This is a genomic window from Nocardia inohanensis NBRC 100128 (assembly GCF_001612945.1).
Classification (GTDB): Bacteria; Actinomycetota; Actinomycetes; order Mycobacteriales; family Mycobacteriaceae; genus Nocardia; species Nocardia inohanensis.
This window is the reverse complement of the sequence record NZ_BDBK01000018.1, coordinates 77,417-92,041: the sequence shown is the minus strand read 5'-3', so window position 1 is coordinate 92,041 and position 14,625 is coordinate 77,417. Positions and strand designations below refer to the sequence as shown.

Annotated in this window: 15 protein-coding genes; 4 read left to right on the top strand and 11 right to left on the bottom strand. The window is 67.4% G+C overall.

Annotation, left to right across the window (positions count from 1 at the left end):
- Positions 1-23: 23 nt before the first annotated feature.
- The 4 genes from bla to NI1_RS33635 all read left to right on the top strand — a co-directional run bounded on the left by bla (position 24) and on the right by NI1_RS33635 (position 2,855).
- Entirely contained in the window at positions 24-911 is an 888-nt protein-coding gene (bla, locus tag NI1_RS33650) for a class A beta-lactamase (protein WP_245663535.1), read from the top strand.
- Between the two features lie 87 nt (positions 912-998).
- Positions 999-1,568, top strand: a complete 570-nt coding sequence (locus tag NI1_RS33645; protein WP_067829479.1) for a monooxygenase family protein — start codon at positions 999-1,001, stop codon at positions 1,566-1,568.
- A 51-nt stretch (positions 1,569-1,619) separates the two neighbouring features.
- Positions 1,620-2,324: an arsenate reductase/protein-tyrosine-phosphatase family protein gene (locus NI1_RS33640; protein WP_084524152.1), complete on the top strand. Its 705-nt coding sequence runs from the start codon at positions 1,620-1,622 to the stop codon at positions 2,322-2,324.
- Between the two features lie 168 nt (positions 2,325-2,492).
- Complete coding sequence (locus NI1_RS33635; protein ID WP_245663534.1) at positions 2,493-2,855, top strand: hypothetical protein; 363 nt, start codon at positions 2,493-2,495, stop codon at positions 2,853-2,855.
- A gap of 101 nt (positions 2,856-2,956) precedes the next feature.
- Here NI1_RS33635 and NI1_RS33630 read toward each other — a convergent pair whose 3' ends face one another.
- The 11 genes from NI1_RS33630 to NI1_RS33580 form a co-directional block, all read right to left on the bottom strand.
- On the bottom strand, positions 2,957-3,871 hold the full coding sequence (locus NI1_RS33630; RefSeq protein WP_067829828.1) for an acyl-CoA thioesterase: 915 nt from the start codon (positions 3,869-3,871) through the stop codon (positions 2,957-2,959).
- Between the two features lie 13 nt (positions 3,872-3,884).
- On the bottom strand, positions 3,885-5,306 hold the full coding sequence (gene pyk / locus NI1_RS33625) for a pyruvate kinase (RefSeq protein ID WP_084524151.1): 1,422 nt from the start codon (positions 5,304-5,306) through the stop codon (positions 3,885-3,887).
- A 90-nt stretch (positions 5,307-5,396) separates the two neighbouring features.
- Entirely contained in the window at positions 5,397-6,065 is a 669-nt protein-coding gene (locus NI1_RS40195; protein WP_067829826.1) for an amino acid ABC transporter permease, read from the bottom strand.
- 36 nt (positions 6,066-6,101) lie between these two features.
- Entirely contained in the window at positions 6,102-6,857 is a 756-nt protein-coding gene (locus NI1_RS40190; protein ID WP_067829472.1) for a transporter substrate-binding domain-containing protein, read from the bottom strand.
- A gap of 201 nt (positions 6,858-7,058) precedes the next feature.
- Positions 7,059-7,538 (bottom strand): TM2 domain-containing protein, encoded by a 480-nt coding sequence (locus tag NI1_RS33610; RefSeq protein ID WP_067829469.1) that lies wholly within the window; start codon positions 7,536-7,538, stop codon positions 7,059-7,061.
- A gap of 45 nt (positions 7,539-7,583) precedes the next feature.
- Positions 7,584-8,753 (bottom strand): prolipoprotein diacylglyceryl transferase, encoded by a 1,170-nt coding sequence (lgt, locus tag NI1_RS33605; RefSeq protein WP_067829823.1) that lies wholly within the window; start codon positions 8,751-8,753, stop codon positions 7,584-7,586.
- A gap of 232 nt (positions 8,754-8,985) precedes the next feature.
- Positions 8,986-9,786 carry a tryptophan synthase subunit alpha gene (gene trpA, locus NI1_RS33600; protein WP_067829468.1) on the bottom strand — a complete coding sequence of 267 codons (801 nt, stop codon included), beginning with the start codon at positions 9,784-9,786 and terminating at the stop codon, positions 8,986-8,988.
- On the bottom strand, positions 9,783-11,063 hold the full coding sequence (trpB, locus tag NI1_RS33595; protein ID WP_067829465.1) for a tryptophan synthase subunit beta: 1,281 nt from the start codon (positions 11,061-11,063) through the stop codon (positions 9,783-9,785). The genes trpA and trpB overlap by 4 nt, the downstream gene beginning before the upstream one ends.
- Positions 11,064-11,071: 8 nt before the next feature.
- Positions 11,072-11,890 (bottom strand): indole-3-glycerol phosphate synthase TrpC, encoded by an 819-nt coding sequence (gene trpC / locus NI1_RS33590; protein ID WP_067829462.1) that lies wholly within the window; start codon positions 11,888-11,890, stop codon positions 11,072-11,074.
- A 150-nt stretch (positions 11,891-12,040) separates the two neighbouring features.
- Entirely contained in the window at positions 12,041-13,030 is a 990-nt protein-coding gene (locus NI1_RS33585) for a TIGR02234 family membrane protein (RefSeq protein WP_084524150.1), read from the bottom strand.
- The gene (locus NI1_RS33580) at positions 13,027-14,568 is read right to left on the bottom strand and encodes an anthranilate synthase component I (RefSeq protein ID WP_067829460.1); all 1,542 of its coding nucleotides are present in this window, start codon (positions 14,566-14,568) and stop codon (positions 13,027-13,029) included. The genes NI1_RS33585 and NI1_RS33580 overlap by 4 nt, the downstream gene beginning before the upstream one ends.
- Positions 14,569-14,625: the final 57 nt, after the last annotated feature.

Sequence of the window (14,625 nt, the reverse complement as noted above, 5' to 3'; positions counted from 1 at the left end):
TCGCTTTTATGAGAGGGAGTCGGATGCGGTTCGGGTGGCGGGGGTTGGCGGCGGGGCTGGTGGCGGTGACCGCGCTGGCGGGGTGCGGGAGTGCGGACCGGGGGACGGCGGGAAAGAATTCGGCGGCGGCGGAGTCGGCGATGAAGGGGCTGGAGGAGAAGTACGGGGCGCGGCTGGGGGTGTTCGCGGTCGATACCAAGAGCGGGAAGGAAGTGGCTTATCGCAGTGATGAGCGGTTCGCGATGGCTTCCACGTTCAAGGGGCTGGCTTGCGGGGCGCTTTTGAAGACCTATCCGCTCTCGACCGGGTATTTCGATCAGGTGATCCGGTTCGGGCGGGAGGAGCTGGTGACTTATTCGCCGGTTACCGAGCAGCATGTGGATTCGGGGATGACGGTGGCGGAATTGTGTCAGGCCGCGATCACCATGAGCGACAATACGGCGGGGAATCTGATTCTGCGATTGCAGGGCGGGCCGGGCGAATTCACCGCTTTCCTGCGGACGCTCGACGATTCGGTGTCACGGCTGGACCGCTGGGAAACCGAACTGAACGCCAATACCCCGGGCGATGAACGCGACACCACGACACCGGCGGCGGTCGCTGCGGATTACGAGAAACTGGTGCTGGGCGACACCCTCGGCGAGCCGGAGCGGGAGCTGCTGAAGGGCTGGTTGATCGCCAATACCACTGGCGGACAGCGGATTCGGGCCGGGGTGCCGCAGGGGTGGACCGTCGGCGACAAGACCGGGGCGCCGGAGTACGGCGGCAACAACGATGTGGCGGTGGCCTGGACAGACAAGGGCGTTCCGGTGGTCATCGCATTGCTGAGCACCAAATCGGCGCCGGACGCCAAGGCCGACAATGCTTTGCTGGCCGAGGCCACCCGCGCCGTGGTGTCGATGCTGAACTGATACCGACTGACTCGGGTTTGTTTCGAACCGTTCACCCTGGATACTCGTACAACCCCACGAAGCGTCGAGAATCTCGGGAGGTCGCCGATGCGCGTGCACAGGGTGACGGCCGATCTTTCGGAATATCCGGATCTGGTGGTGATTCTGCTGGGCATGCGGGTGCGCAAACCCAAAGGAATACTGCGACTGCTCGGCGTCGGCCCGAAACTGTATCGGTCCCATCACGATCGGCCGGACGGATTGCTCGCCCACGAGGACATCGTGTGGTCGATGTTCCCGCCACACTGGGGCGCCCGGCAATATTGGCGCGATCTGGAGAGTTTGGAACGGTGGACCCGATCGGAACCGCATCGCGTCTGGTGGCAGCAGTTCCTGAAGGATTCGGGCGGCACCGGTTTCTGGCATGAAGCGTATTTCGCCCGGGGCGGGATCGATTCGGTGTACGACGATATGGGGCCGGGCGTGGGGCTGACCCGGTTCGCGCCGACGGTGCAGGCGCGTGGAAGATTGTTCTCCACGCGCGGCCGGGTGCACGGGCAGCGGGCCGAAATCCCGCCCGCGGTCCCGGAGTCCGAACTCTACGATTCGGAACGCGATGGCGAACACCGGGCGACCGACACTCGGCCTGATCGTGAACATCCTGGTCAAAAGGTGTGATCCGGTCACAGAAGCGTTTCGAACAGAGCACGAGGGGCATACGTTGACCCCATGCATGTGCTGTTCGTGTGCAGCGGAAACGTTTGCCGGTCCGTCATTGCCGAACGACTGACCCTCGCGGTGGCCGCCGACCACGGACTCGAGGACCTGACGGCGGAGAGCGCCGGCGTGCGCGCGCTGGTCGGTTTCCCGGTGGAACCGCTTGCCGCGCAGACCATCACCGGACTCGGTGGGGACCCGGGCAATTTCAAGGCCCGCCGCCTCAAGCCGGATATGGTGCATCGCGCGGACCTGGTGCTCACCATGACCGAACAGCTGCGCGACCAGGTGCGCGAGCTGGTGCCGGAGGCGCTCCCCCGCACCTTCACCCTGCTCGAGGCGTACCGGATCGCGAAGGTGAGCGGCGCCCGCACGGTGGTCGGATTGCACGCCGCCCGTGATGATCTCGCCTATGTGGGCCGGGAGAACATCTCCGATCCGGTGGGGCTGTCCGCGCAAGCGTTCTGCGACGTCGGCGACAAGATCGCCGAAGCCCTTGTGCCGCTGCTGCTCGCGCTGCACGCCCATCAGCATCCGCAGGCCACCATCTCCCCGCGGGCGAATGCCGAGGCGGGTGCGCAGCAGCGCCCGCAATTGCTCGTACTGCCCGGCGGCCGTGGACAATCCGGCAAACCCGCCGAGCCGGGCAAACCGGTCACGCTGGCGAGCGAGCCGGGCCCCCAACATGCTTCGCGCACGGGGACTTCGGCGCGTTAGAGCTCGAAGTCACGGCGAAACACTCCGTGTCAATGCACCTGTCTGCCCGCTTGGTCCGGTAAAGAGCTACACTTTCGCGCGGAACACCACCGCCGGCCGGTGGTTCGACACAGGAACAGGATCAAGGACATGCCGAAACGAATTTCGGATGTTTCGCTCCATGTTTACGTGACACCGCAGACTCTCGATCATGTCGTTCAGACGGTGTGCCGCATCGTCGACGACCATGTGGCGGATCGAGATATCTTCGCCTGGAGGTTCACGCTTCCGGTCGAGTGCGATGATCCGACCCATACCGTGCTGGAAACCCAATGGCGTCTGGACAATCCGGATGCCGAACCGGGTGACCGGCGCACCTTCGAGATAGCCCTGAGCCTGGTTGGCGAAGCACGGCAGCTCACCAAGGCCGGGATCGCCAAGCTGGAACAGAAGCTGATCCTGGGTCTCTCGGCGGACGAGCCCATCCCGTACATCGTGCATGCCTTGCAGCGGGAGAACTTCGAGCTCGAAGAGAACCGCGAACTCATCTGAGGCGAAGGCCCGTTCGGCCCGCGTCCCGACGGATGCGGGCCGGGGCGGGTGACAGAAACGTGGGCCGCACCTGCCGGTCCGGCCCACGAGTCTCCGATGGTTCAGGCGCGCGCCGGGAAGTGCCGGATCACACCTTCCTGCACGGTGGTCGCCAGCAGATCGCCGTTGCGCGCGTAGAAATGCCCGCGCGCCAGCCCGCGCGATCCGGACGCCACCGGCGATTCGGTCGCGTACAGCGACCAGTCGTCGAAGCGGAACGGCCGGTGGAACCAGATGGAGTGATTCACCGTCGCCGCCAGGATCCGGTCGTGCCCCCACGACAGCCCGTGCGTGGTGATGATCGAATCCAGCACCGTGGTGTCGGACGAATACGCCAGCGCCGCAACGTGAATGATCGGATCCTCGGGCAGCGGCCCGTCGGTCCGCATCCACACCCGGTTGTAGTCCAGGGTGCCGCCCTTGTCCTTGAGGATCCAGGCGGGATCGTTGGTGTAGCGCATATCGATGGGATGCGGTGCGTTGACGAACATCTGGAGCTTGTCCTCCAGCCCCACGAACGATTCCTCCACGCGCGGCAGCGTTTCCGGCTCCGCCACCTCCGGCAGCGGGGTCCCGTGCTCGAGCCCCTTGCCGTAGTCCTGGAAGGCCGCCAGCATGACGAACACTTCCTGCCCGTCCTGGTAGGCCGTCACCGTGCGATTGGCGAACGAGCGCCCGTCACGGTGCCGATCGACGTGGTATTCGATCGGCTTCTTGGGGTCGCCGCCGCGCACGAAATGCGCGTTGACGGCGTGCACCGGGCGCTCGGGTCCCACGGTCCGGCCGGCCGCGACGATGGCCTGCGCCACCAGCTGGCCGCCGAAGGTCCGGCTCCACACCTTCTCGGGATGCTGCCCGATGAAGATGTCGGGGCCCTCTTCCGCCAGATCCAGGATCCGCAACAGGACCCGCAGATCGTCGGAGAGACCGGTCCCCTCCGGGTCCGCTACGGAATCCGCGGACGGTTCCGCGCCCAGTGACGCACTCACCCTAGTGGTCCTCCTCGCCGATGCGATGCACGTGAATCAGGTTGGTGGAACCGACGGTACCCGGCGGAGAGCCGGCAACGATGACCACGAGGTCACCCTTGTGATACCTCCCGATGGCCAGCAGGGCGTTGTCGACCTGATGGATCATCTCGTCGGTGTCCTTCACCGGAGGAACGATGAACGTTTCGGTGCCCCACGTCAAGGCGAGCTGACTGCGGATCTCGGCCTGCGGGGTGAAGGCCAGCAGCGGCAGCGGAGTGTGCAGGCGGGCGAGGCGGCGCACGGTGTCACCGGACTGCGTGAAGGCAACCAGCGCTTTGGCATTCAAGCGCTCGCCGATATCGCGGGCCGCGTAGGAGATGACACCGCGCTTGGTGCGCGGCACGTGGGTCAGCGGCGGGACCCGGGTCGAGGACTCCGATTCCACGGCGTGCACGATGCGCGCCATGGTCCGCACGGCCTCGATCGGGTAGTCGCCGACGGAGGTCTCACCCGAGAGCATGACCGCGTCCGCGCCATCGAGCACGGCGTTGGCCACGTCCGAGGCCTCGGCGCGGGTCGGGCGCGAGTTGGTGATCATCGATTCGAGCATCTGGGTCGCCACGATGACCGGCTTGGCGTTCTCGCGCGCCATCTGCACCGCGCGCTTCTGCACCAGCGGAACCTGTTCGAGGGGCAACTCCACGCCGAGGTCGCCGCGCGCCACCATGATGGCGTCGAAGGCCAGCACGATGGCCTCCAAATTGTCGATGGCCTCCGGCTTTTCGAGCTTGCCCACCACCGGCACCCGGCGGCCGACGCGGTCCATCACCTCGTGCACGAGTTCGACATCGGACGGGGAGCGCACGAAGGACAGCGCGATGAAGTCCACGCCCAGCTTCAGTGCGAACTCGAGATCGTCGATGTCCTTCTCGGACAAGGCCGGAACCGACACGTCCATGCCGGGCAGCGAAACGCCTTTGTTGTTGGAGACCGGTCCGCCCTCGGTCACGCGGCAGACGACGTCGTTGCCGTCCACGCGTTCGACCGTCAGACCGACCTTGCCGTCGTCGACCAGCAGCCGGTCACCCGGCTTGGCATCCTCCGCGAGCTGCTTGTAGGTGGTCGAGACGCGATCGTGGGTGCCCTCGATGTCGTCGACGGTGATCCGGATTTCCTCTCCGGTGGCCCAAACCGTCTTGCCTTCGATGAAGCGTCCCAGGCGGATCTTCGGTCCCTGCAAATCGGCGAGAATGCCGACGGCGCGGCCGAGCAGATCGCTGGCCTGACGCACCTTCTTGTAGTTCTCGGCGTGATCGGAGTGCTCGCCGTGGCTGAAGTTCAGCCGGGCTACGTCCATGCCGCTCTCGACGAGTTCACGAATACGGTCCTCGGACGACACAGCGGGCCCGAGAGTGCACACAATCTTCGTTCGTCGCATCACGAGAACAACCCTAGACCTGTGACATTCGTCCCGCTGAACGGGCACGGGCTGTCGCGAAAGATATACACCTGCTGTTCAGCAAACCCGCGGTCAGCGGGCTACGTGCCGAGCCAGGCGGGTCTCCAGACGGGTCTGCCCGAAGCCCAATATCAAGCAGATTACCCAGTAGTAGGCGGCTGCGACGGTGTACAGCCAGAAGAAGTCGAAGGTGGGTGCCGCGGCGTCCTGGGCAGTTCTCAGCAACTCCGTCACGGTGATGGTCGAAGCCAGCGAAGTGTCCTTCACCAGAGAGATGAGCGTGTTGGACAACGGCGGCACCGCGATGCGCGAGGCTTGCGGGAGGATGATGAGCCGCAGCGCCTGCGCATGGCTCATACCGACCGCGTAGGACGCCTCCCATTGCCCCTCGGCGACCGAAAGGATCGCGGCGCGAACGATTTCCGCGCCGTAACCGCCGACATTGAGGCTGAAGGCGATCACCGCCGCGGGGAACGGGTCGAAGACCACCCCGAGGTTCGGCAGGCCGTAGAAGATGATGAACAGCTGCAACAGCAGCGGCGTGCCGCGAATGATCGAGATGTAGAACCGGGCCGCCGCCTGCACCGGCCACAGCTTCGACATCCGGGCCAGCGCCATGAAGACGGCGATGGCCAGGCCGATGCCGAAGCTGATCGCGGTGAGCGGCAGCGTCATTTCGACGGTGGCCCGCAGCATGGGCCACAGGTTCTCCCGGATCAGCGACCAGGTCGCGTCGTCCAGAGCCAGGGTGTCGCCGAGCGCGATCGACATCTGCGGTTACTTGCTGACGTCGGTTCCGAAGTACTTCTCGGAGATCTTGGTCAGCGTGCCGTCGGCGCGCAGTTCGCCGAGCGCCTTGTTGATCTTGTCGGTCAGCTCCTGGGAATCCTTGCGCGCGGCGAAGGCCATCTTGCTGATCTCACCGGTCTTGCCGGCCACCTGCACGTCGCCGCTGCCCTGCTTCTTGACGTACTCGTTCACCGCGAGGGTGTCGTTGACGGTGGCGTTGACGCGGCCGGTCTTGAGCAGCTGCACCGCCTGCACGAAGCCCTCGACGCTGTCCACCTTGCAGCCCGCACCGGAGGCGACCTTGGACCAATTGCTGGTGGAGGACTGCGCGCAGGTCTTGCCGTTGAGATCGGTGAGCGCGTGAATGCTGCCGTCGCCCGCCTTGGTGACGATGACGCCCTCGGAGGTGGTGTACGGCTCGGACAGCGAATACTTCTGCGTGCGTTCGGGATTGACGGTCACCTGATTGGCGACCAGGTCGAAGCGCTTGGATTCCAGCCCGGCGAAGATGGAGTCCCAGGTGGTGGTGACGAACTCGACCTTGCGGCCGATCTTGTCGCCGACGGCCTGGATGACCTCGATGTCGTAACCGGTGAGCGAGCCGTTCTCCTTGTAGCTGAACGGCGAGTAGGTGCCCTCGGTGCCGACCTTCAGCACGTCGGAGTCGGAGCTGCTGCTACAGGCGGTGATACCGGCGGCCACCACGACGGCGGCCAGGGCGGCGAAGAGCTTACGACGACGCACGGCGGGAACACCTCTCCTCGAGCGTGGCTGACCACGCGACAAACAACCGGCAAAGGGTACGCCACAATCCGACCACTCGGCACGACAACGATCACGTCGCGCGTAAACCTTGCGCGTTTACCGTCGGTGATGATAGCGGCGGGCGAGCACCGCCTCGCCCCGTGGTGCCCGCCGAAGCCGGTGTGTCGCAGCCTCCCGGCGCTAGTCCTTGAGCGGGCGGCCCAGGGGATCCGGCACCTTGTCGACCAGGATCAGAATGCCGTCGATCAGGCCCCAGACCGCGCCGACGCCGCAGGTGAGGATGGTGACCACCAGCTGTAGCACGCCGATCGTGGTGTAGCCCAGGTAGAAACGGCCCACGCCGAAGCCGCCCAGCAGAATCTGGAGCAGGCCCGCGGTCAGCTTGCTCTTGTCGGAGAACGGAACCCCGTACACATTGCGGCCGAACGGGGCTTCCGGGTCCGCGCCGTAGGGCACGGACGGACCGTAACCCGGTACGCCGTAGGGCTGCTGACCGTACTGCGGCTGACCGTACTGCGGCTGGGGTGCGCCGTAGGGCTGCTGCTGCTCGAAGTGCGGCTGCGACTGGTCGTACGGCTGCTGCTGACCGTACTGCGGCCCGGTGCCGGGCGCGCCGTACTGCGGGCCCTGTTCGGGCTGTTTACTGAACGGGTCGGTCACGCGATCCTCCTGAAACGCCGGGCCGGTCAGCCCGATACCGGGTGGTCAGGAGTCATTCTTGCCCGAGTCGACCTTATCCGTCTTGTCGAGCTTCACATCGTCCGTCGCCACCGGCTCGGAATCGCCGGATGCTGACGAGTTATCGCTGCTCTCGCCGGATTCGTTGCCGTCCGACGGTGATTCGGAGCCGTCGCTGGGTTCGGATGCCGTGGAATCCGACTCAGCGGTCTCCGATCCCGGCGTCTCCGATTCCACGGTCTCCGCGGCGGCCACGGTGCCCGCGGCCCCGAAAGCCCGCAATGCGCCGAACTGCCACGGCCACGGCCGCTCGATGCCGGGCCGCAATTGCTCCGGCGTCTCCCTGCCCTTGGTCGCGAAGACGAAATAGGCGACGGCGCACAGGAATACGACCGCGGCGGTGAAGGAGTTGATGCGGATGCCCGCGATATGGGTGGCCTCGTCATCGCGCAGCAGCTCCACGAAGAACCGTCCGAAGCAGTAGATCGCCACGTAGAGCGCGAACAGCCGCCCGTGCCCGATCCGGAACTTGCGATCCAGGTACAGCAGCACCGCGACGCCGAGCAGGTTCCAGACCAGCTCGTACAGGAAGGTGGGCTGCACGATCTTGATGATGACCCCGGAGGAGGTCCCGTTCATCATGTCCGGATCGACGCCGGAGTACCGCTCGTAGATCTCCAGACCCCACGGCATGGTGGTCTCGCGGCCGTAGAGCTCCTGATTGAAGTAGTTGCCGAGCCGCCCGATGGCCTGCGCCAGCAGAATGCCGGGGGCCACCGCATCACCGAAGGCGGGCAACGGGATTCGGTATATACGGCAGGCGATCCAAGCGCCGAACGCGCCCAGCGCCACCGCGCCCCAGATGCCCAGGCCGCCCTGCCACACCTTCCAGAAGTCGCCCGGATGACCGCCCGGGCCGAAGTACTTCTCCCAGTCGGTGGCCACGTGGTACAGCCGCCCGCCGATCAGGCCGAACGGCACCGCGAACATGGCGACGTCCAGGACCATGCCCGCCTGCCCGCCGCGCGCCTGCCACCGCTTCTCCCCCAGCCAGATGGCCGCGACGATGCCGATGATGATGCACAGCGCGTACGCGCGCAGCGGGAAGGGTCCGAGGTACCAGACCCCGCGGGCGGGACTGGGAATGTAGGCCAGGACGTCAGCGCCGGTGCTCTCGGCAAGGGCTCGTAAGGTCACGCGCCCACCGTACTGGAATCTCGTCCGAGACCACCGACCCCGGCCGCCACGCCGCGACTCGCCGTCGGCGGCGGCCGCTGCCGAACCCCGTTCCGGCTCGCGCTTCCGCTTTCCGGCCAGGAGCAGGACCAGCGGCGATACCACTCCGCACGAGGGGGCGAGAACGCACGCCGCTGCCGAAAACGCGAAAGGCGCGTATCGAGTTCGATACGCGCCCTTGCCGTTCGGAGAATTATCTGGCGACGCCCGCCGAGCGCACGCCCTGTGCCAGTTCCTCGGTCAGCTTCGCGACCGCGCCCAGCCCCTCGGCCGCGGCCGAGACCAGCGCCGAGCCGACGATGACACCGTCCGCGTAGGAAGCGATTTCGGCCGCCTGCGCGCCGTTGCGCACCCCCAGGCCGACGCCGATCGGGATATCGGAGTGCGCGCGGACGCGAGCGCAGAGCGCGGGGGCCATGTCCGACACCGCGTCTCGCGCACCGGTCACGCCCATGGTGGAGGCGGCGTAGACGAAGCCGCGCGAGGCTCCCAGGGTCTTCACCAGTCGCTCTTCGGTGGAGGACGGCGCGACCAGGAAGATGCGATCCAGATTGTGGGTCGAGGAGGCGATGAACCAGTCGTCGGCCTCCTCCGGAATCAGGTTCGGCGTGATGAGCCCGAGGCCGCCCGCCGCCGCGAGATCGCGGGAGAAGGGTTCGACGCCGTACTTCAGCACCGGATTCCAGTAGGTCATGACCACGGCTTTGCCGCCGGCCTGGGAGATGGCCTCCACCACCTTGAACACGTCGCGCACCCGCACGCCACCGGCCAGGGCCTGTTCGGCGGCGCGCTGGATGGTGGGGCCGTCCATCACCGGATCGGAGTAGGCGACGCCGACTTCGATGATGTCGCAACCGGATTCGACCATGGTCCGGCAGACGTCGATGGAGCCCTGCAAGTCCGGGTAGCCGGCGGGCAGGTAGCCGATCAGCGCCGCGCGGTTCTCCTCGCGGGCCGCGGCGAAGGTGTTGGCGAGACGGGACTGCTGGCTCACTGTTCGGTGTCCTTGTCGAAGAGCCCGAACCAGCGGGCGGCGGTGTCCATGTCCTTGTCGCCGCGACCGGAGAGGTTCACCACGATGATCTTGCCCTCGCCCAGTTCCCTGCCCAGCTTCAGCGCGCCGGCCACCGCGTGCGCCGACTCGACGGCCGGGATGATGCCCTCGCTGCGGCTCAGCAGCAGCAGCGCGTCCATGGCCTCGGTATCGGTGATCGGGTAGTACTCGGCACGGCCGATGTCCTTGAGGTAGGCGTGCTCCGGGCCGACGCCCGGGTAGTCCAGACCCGCGGAGATGGAGTGCGATTCGATGGTCTGGCCGTCCTCGTCCTGCAACAGGTACGAGTAGGCGCCCTGGAACGCGCCCGGGCTGCCGCCGGTGAAAGTGGCTGCGTGGCGGCCGGTTTCGACGCCGTCGCCCGCGGCCTCATAGCCGATCAGGCGCACCGACGGATCGTCGATGAAGGCGTGGAAGATGCCGATGGCATTGGAACCGCCACCGACGCAAGCGGTTACGGCGTCGGGCAGGCGACCGGTCATGGCCCGCACCTGTTCCCGCGCCTCCAGGCCGATGATGCGCTGGAAATCGCGCACCATCAACGGGAACGGATGCGGTCCGGCGGCGGTGCCGAAGCAGTAGTAGGTGCGGTCGGCATTGGTGACCCAGTCGCGCAGCGCCTCGTTGATGGCGTCCTTGAGGGTCTGCGAACCCGTTGTCACACTGACGACTTCGGCGCCGAGCAGCCGCATCCGGGCCACGTTCAGCTGCTGCCGGACGGTGTCGACCGCGCCCATGTAGATGATGCACTCGAGGCCGAGCAGCGCGCAGGCGGTCGCGGTGGCGACGCCGTGCTGGCCGGCGCCGGTCTCGGCGATGATGCGGGTCTTGCCCATGCGCTTGGCGAGCAGCACCTGACCCAGCACATTGTTGATCTTGTGAGATCCGGTGTGGTTCAGGTCTTCCCGCTTCAGCAGGATGCGCGCGCCGCCCGCGTGGACGGCCAGGTTCTTGCACTCGAACACCGGCGAGGGACGCCCGGTGTAGTCGCGCTGCAAGCGGTCCAGCTCGCCCAGGAAGCTCGGATCGACCCGGACCTTCTCGTACTCGGCGGTGACCTCTTCGATCACGGCCATCAGCGCCTCGGGGACATGCCGTCCGCCGTAGACGCCGAAGTGGCCGCCCGGATCCGGTTCGTGCGCGCTCTTGTGCGCGACGCCCGCGCTGGCCTCGGGCAGGCCGAGCGTGTTCTTACCGGGGGTGTTCGTCTGTGTCATCGGCTCTTTCACCGGCCCCGCCGGACCGGCTTCGGGCAGGAGGGATGGGTTCCGGCGGTGACCAGTTCGGCCACCGCGGCGCGCGGGTCACCGCTGGTGACCAGGCCCTCGCCGACGAGCACGGCGTCCGCGCCCGCACCGGCGTAGGCCAGCAGGTCCGCGGTGCCGCGAATGCCGGACTCGGCCACGCGGATGATCTCGCTGGGCAGACCCGGGGCGATGCGCGCGAACACGTCCCGATCCACCTCGAGGGTCTTGAGGTTGCGGGCGTTCACGCCGATCACGCTGGCGCCGGCCAGCAGGGCACGGTCGGCCTCTTCCTCGGTGTGCACCTCGACCAGCGCGGTCATCCCGAGCGATTCGGCGCGATCGATGAGAGACTCCAGTACGGCCTGCTCCAGGGCGGCCACGATCAACAGGATCACGTCCGCGCCGTGGGCACGCGCCTCGTGGATCTGGTACGGGCCGACGATGAAGTCCTTGCGCAGCACCGGGATGTCGACCGCGGCGCGGACGGCGTCCAGATCGGCGAGCGAACCGCCGAAACGCCGCTGCTCGGTCAGCACGCTGATGATGCGGGCGCCACCGTCTTCGTAGGCGCGGGCCAGGTCGGCGGGGTTCGGGATGTCCGCGAGCGCGCCCTTGGAGGGGCTGGCGCGCTTCACCTCGGCGATCACGCCGATCCCGTCCGCGTGCAACGCGGCCTTGGCGTCACGCGGGGAAGGGGCCTTGGCGGCGGCGGCCTTCACGGCCTGGAAGTCCAGGAGGGCTTCGCGCGCGGCCACATCCGCGCGGACCCCGTCGAGAATCGAGTCGAGTACCGTCATCTGGCTCGAATCCTTTCTGGGGAGACGGACTTGCTGCCTGAGAAATCCCCCCAGGCGCTGTCTCACCGATGCTGATAAAGAGTAAATGGCTATGTTCCCGTGCTCGACGCCGGGTCTGTCCGGGCGACCGGGTTCCGGCCTCCCACCTGCTCAGCGGGTGTGGTGGCCCGCATCCCCGGCACCTGGATCATCGTGTGCGGCAGGGGTATTGGTTTCGATATCGGTGGGGTCGACGCCTTCGTCGAGCGCATCCCACAGCACGCGGCCGGAAAGCTGCTGGTTCGGGGCCTGCTGTGACCCGGATTCCGCCGCCCGCGAACGCACGTGATGTTCGGCGACCTGTTCGGCCGCCGACAGCTTCCGATTGGCCGGATTGTCGTACTTTCCGGACATCTTGGGCGCCCCCGACGACGTCCGCACCAGCAGCAGTCCGGCCAGGAACGCGGCCACCGCACCGGCGAGCGACAGCACGGCGGGCAGGGTCGAGGTCGTCACCGCGCCCGCATGGTCGCCACCGTGCAATTCAGCCAGCCGCGCGGCCCGTTCCGCGGTCTCCCCGCGCCCGACCAGTAGGGCATATCCGGGCACCGCGGCCACCGCGGCCAGCACCGCGACCACGACACCGATCCCCCGCCGCGCCCAGCCGTGCGTGGCGAAGACCGCCGCGATGGTGGCCAGGAAGACCAACGCCAGCGGCGTCAGAGCCCCGAACCACACCCCGCCGTCGAGATCCTTCGTCCGCGGCAGCCCGTAATCACTGGTGATCTCGAGGCTCGCCCACGTCATCCGCGAAGAGCCCCACAGCAGTACCGCCGCGAGCGCGAGCAACACCACCGGCACGATCGGCCTGCGCCCCGCCTTCGCGGCGTCGGCCTCGGCCGCTCGTGCATCGGACTCCGCCTGCGCCGCCGCCGCTTCGGCAGCATCCGCGTCCTCGGCTGCCGCACGCAGATCGGCGGCCGCCTGCGCGCGCTCAGCTTCGCCGGCGGCTACACCACCGGAACCTTCATCGCCGCCGAGGACATCATCGCGTGCGTTCGAATTCTGCTGCGCCGCAGCAGAATTCGCATCTTCTCCCGCTGCGGCGGCGAGCTGCGGCGCTCTCGCGGACGCGGCCGGATCGCCCTCCGGATCGCTCATTGCGGCTCGCTCGGGCGGAAGGCGCGGACCGTCTCCGCGGCGGCGACGGCCTTGAGGACCGCCATCGCCTTGTTGCGGGATTCGACGTCCTCGTACTCCGGGTCGGAGTCGGCGACCACGCCCGCGCCCGCCTGGACGTAGGCGGTGCCGTCCTTGAGCAGCGCCGTGCGGATGCAGATCGCGGTGTCGGCGTCGCCGGCGAAATCGAGGTAGCCGACCACGCCGCCGTAGATGCCGCGGCGGGTGGGTTCGAGTTCCTCGATCAGCTCCATGGCGCGGACCTTCGGTGCGCCCGACAGCGTGCCGGCGGGGAAGCAGGCGTTCACCGCGTCGAGGGCGACCCTACCGGCGGCGAGGCGGCCGGAGACCGTCGAGACCAGGTGCATGACGTGCGAATAGCGTTCGATATGACGGTATTCGGTGACCCGCACGGTGCCGGGCTCGCAGACGCGGCCCAGGTCGTTGCGGCCCAGGTCGACGAGCATCAGGTGCTCGGCGTTCTCCTTCTCGTCGGCGAGCAGGCCCTTCTCGAGCAGCAGGTCGTCCTCTTCGGTGGCGCCGCGCCAGCGGGTGCCCGCGATCGGGTGGGTGGTGGCGACGCCGTCCTTCACCGTGACCAGGGATTCGGGGCTGGAGCCGACGATGGAGAACGCGGTGCCGCCGGAGCCGTCCGGAATGTGCATCAGGTACATGTACGGGCTCGGATTCGACGCGCGCAGCATGCGGTACAGGTCGATGGGCGTGCCGCCGTACTCCATCTCGAAGCGCTGCGACAGCACCACCTGGAACGCCTCGCCCGCCTCGATCTCCTTGACCAGCCGGCGCACGCCCGCCCCGAACTGCTCGGAGGTGCGCTGCCGGCGGTAGTTCGGTTCGGGCCGGTCGAAAACCGACACGGTGGAGTCGGCGGGTGCGGCGAGGGCCTCGGTCATCCGGTCCAGTCGCGCCACCGCGTCGTCGTACGCCTCGTCCACGCGTTCGTCGGTGCCGTTCCAGTTGACGGCATTGGCGATGAGCGTGATCGCGCCCTCGTGATGGTCGAAGGCGGCCAGATCGGTGGCGAGCATGAGCACCATCTCGGGCAATTGCAGATCGTCGGCGGCGATGACCGGCAGCCGCTCGATGCGCCGCACCGCGTCGTACCCGAGATACCCGACCATGCCCCCGGTCAAAGGCGGCAATCCGGGCACCCGTTCGGTGCGCAGGACCTGTAGGGCATCCCGCAGCGCGGCCAGCGGATCGCCGCCCACGGGCGCGTCGGCCGGCGTCTGCCCCAGCCACGCCGCCTCGCCGTCGATCACGGTCAGCGCGGACGGGCTACCGGCGCCGATGAACGACCATCGCGACCAGGAGCGCCCGTTCTCGGCGGACTCCAGCAGGAAGGTCCCGGCCCGGTCGCCCGCCAGTTTGCGGTAGGCCGAGAGCGGAGTCTCCGAGTCCGCCAACACCTTTCGGGTCACGGGGACCACCCGGTGGTCGGCCGCGAGCTCACGGAACTGTTCCCGGGACGTGGTGGTGTCATTAGGCGAGCCGTGCATGGGCTCATCATTCCAGGCTCGACAACCGGTATCTAAATCGCATTGCCCTCCCAGCCG

Excerpts from the sequence above, each read along its gene's own strand:
- trpB (WP_067829465.1), bottom strand. The coding sequence starts at position 11,063 with ATGACACAGACGAACACCCCCGGTAAGAACACGCTCGGCCTGCCCGAG.
- bla (WP_245663535.1), top strand. The coding sequence starts at position 24 with ATGCGGTTCGGGTGGCGGGGGTTGGCGGCGGGGCTGGTGGCGGTGACC.
- NI1_RS33585 (WP_084524150.1), bottom strand. The coding sequence starts at position 13,030 with ATGAGCGATCCGGAGGGCGATCCGGCCGCGTCCGCGAGAGCGCCGCAG.
- NI1_RS33640 (WP_084524152.1), top strand. The coding sequence starts at position 1,620 with ATGCATGTGCTGTTCGTGTGCAGCGGAAACGTTTGCCGGTCCGTCATT.
- NI1_RS33645 (WP_067829479.1), top strand. The coding sequence starts at position 999 with ATGCGCGTGCACAGGGTGACGGCCGATCTTTCGGAATATCCGGATCTG.
- NI1_RS33580 (WP_067829460.1), bottom strand. The coding sequence starts at position 14,568 with ATGCACGGCTCGCCTAATGACACCACCACGTCCCGGGAACAGTTCCGT.
- trpC (WP_067829462.1), bottom strand. The coding sequence starts at position 11,890 with ATGACGGTACTCGACTCGATTCTCGACGGGGTCCGCGCGGATGTGGCC.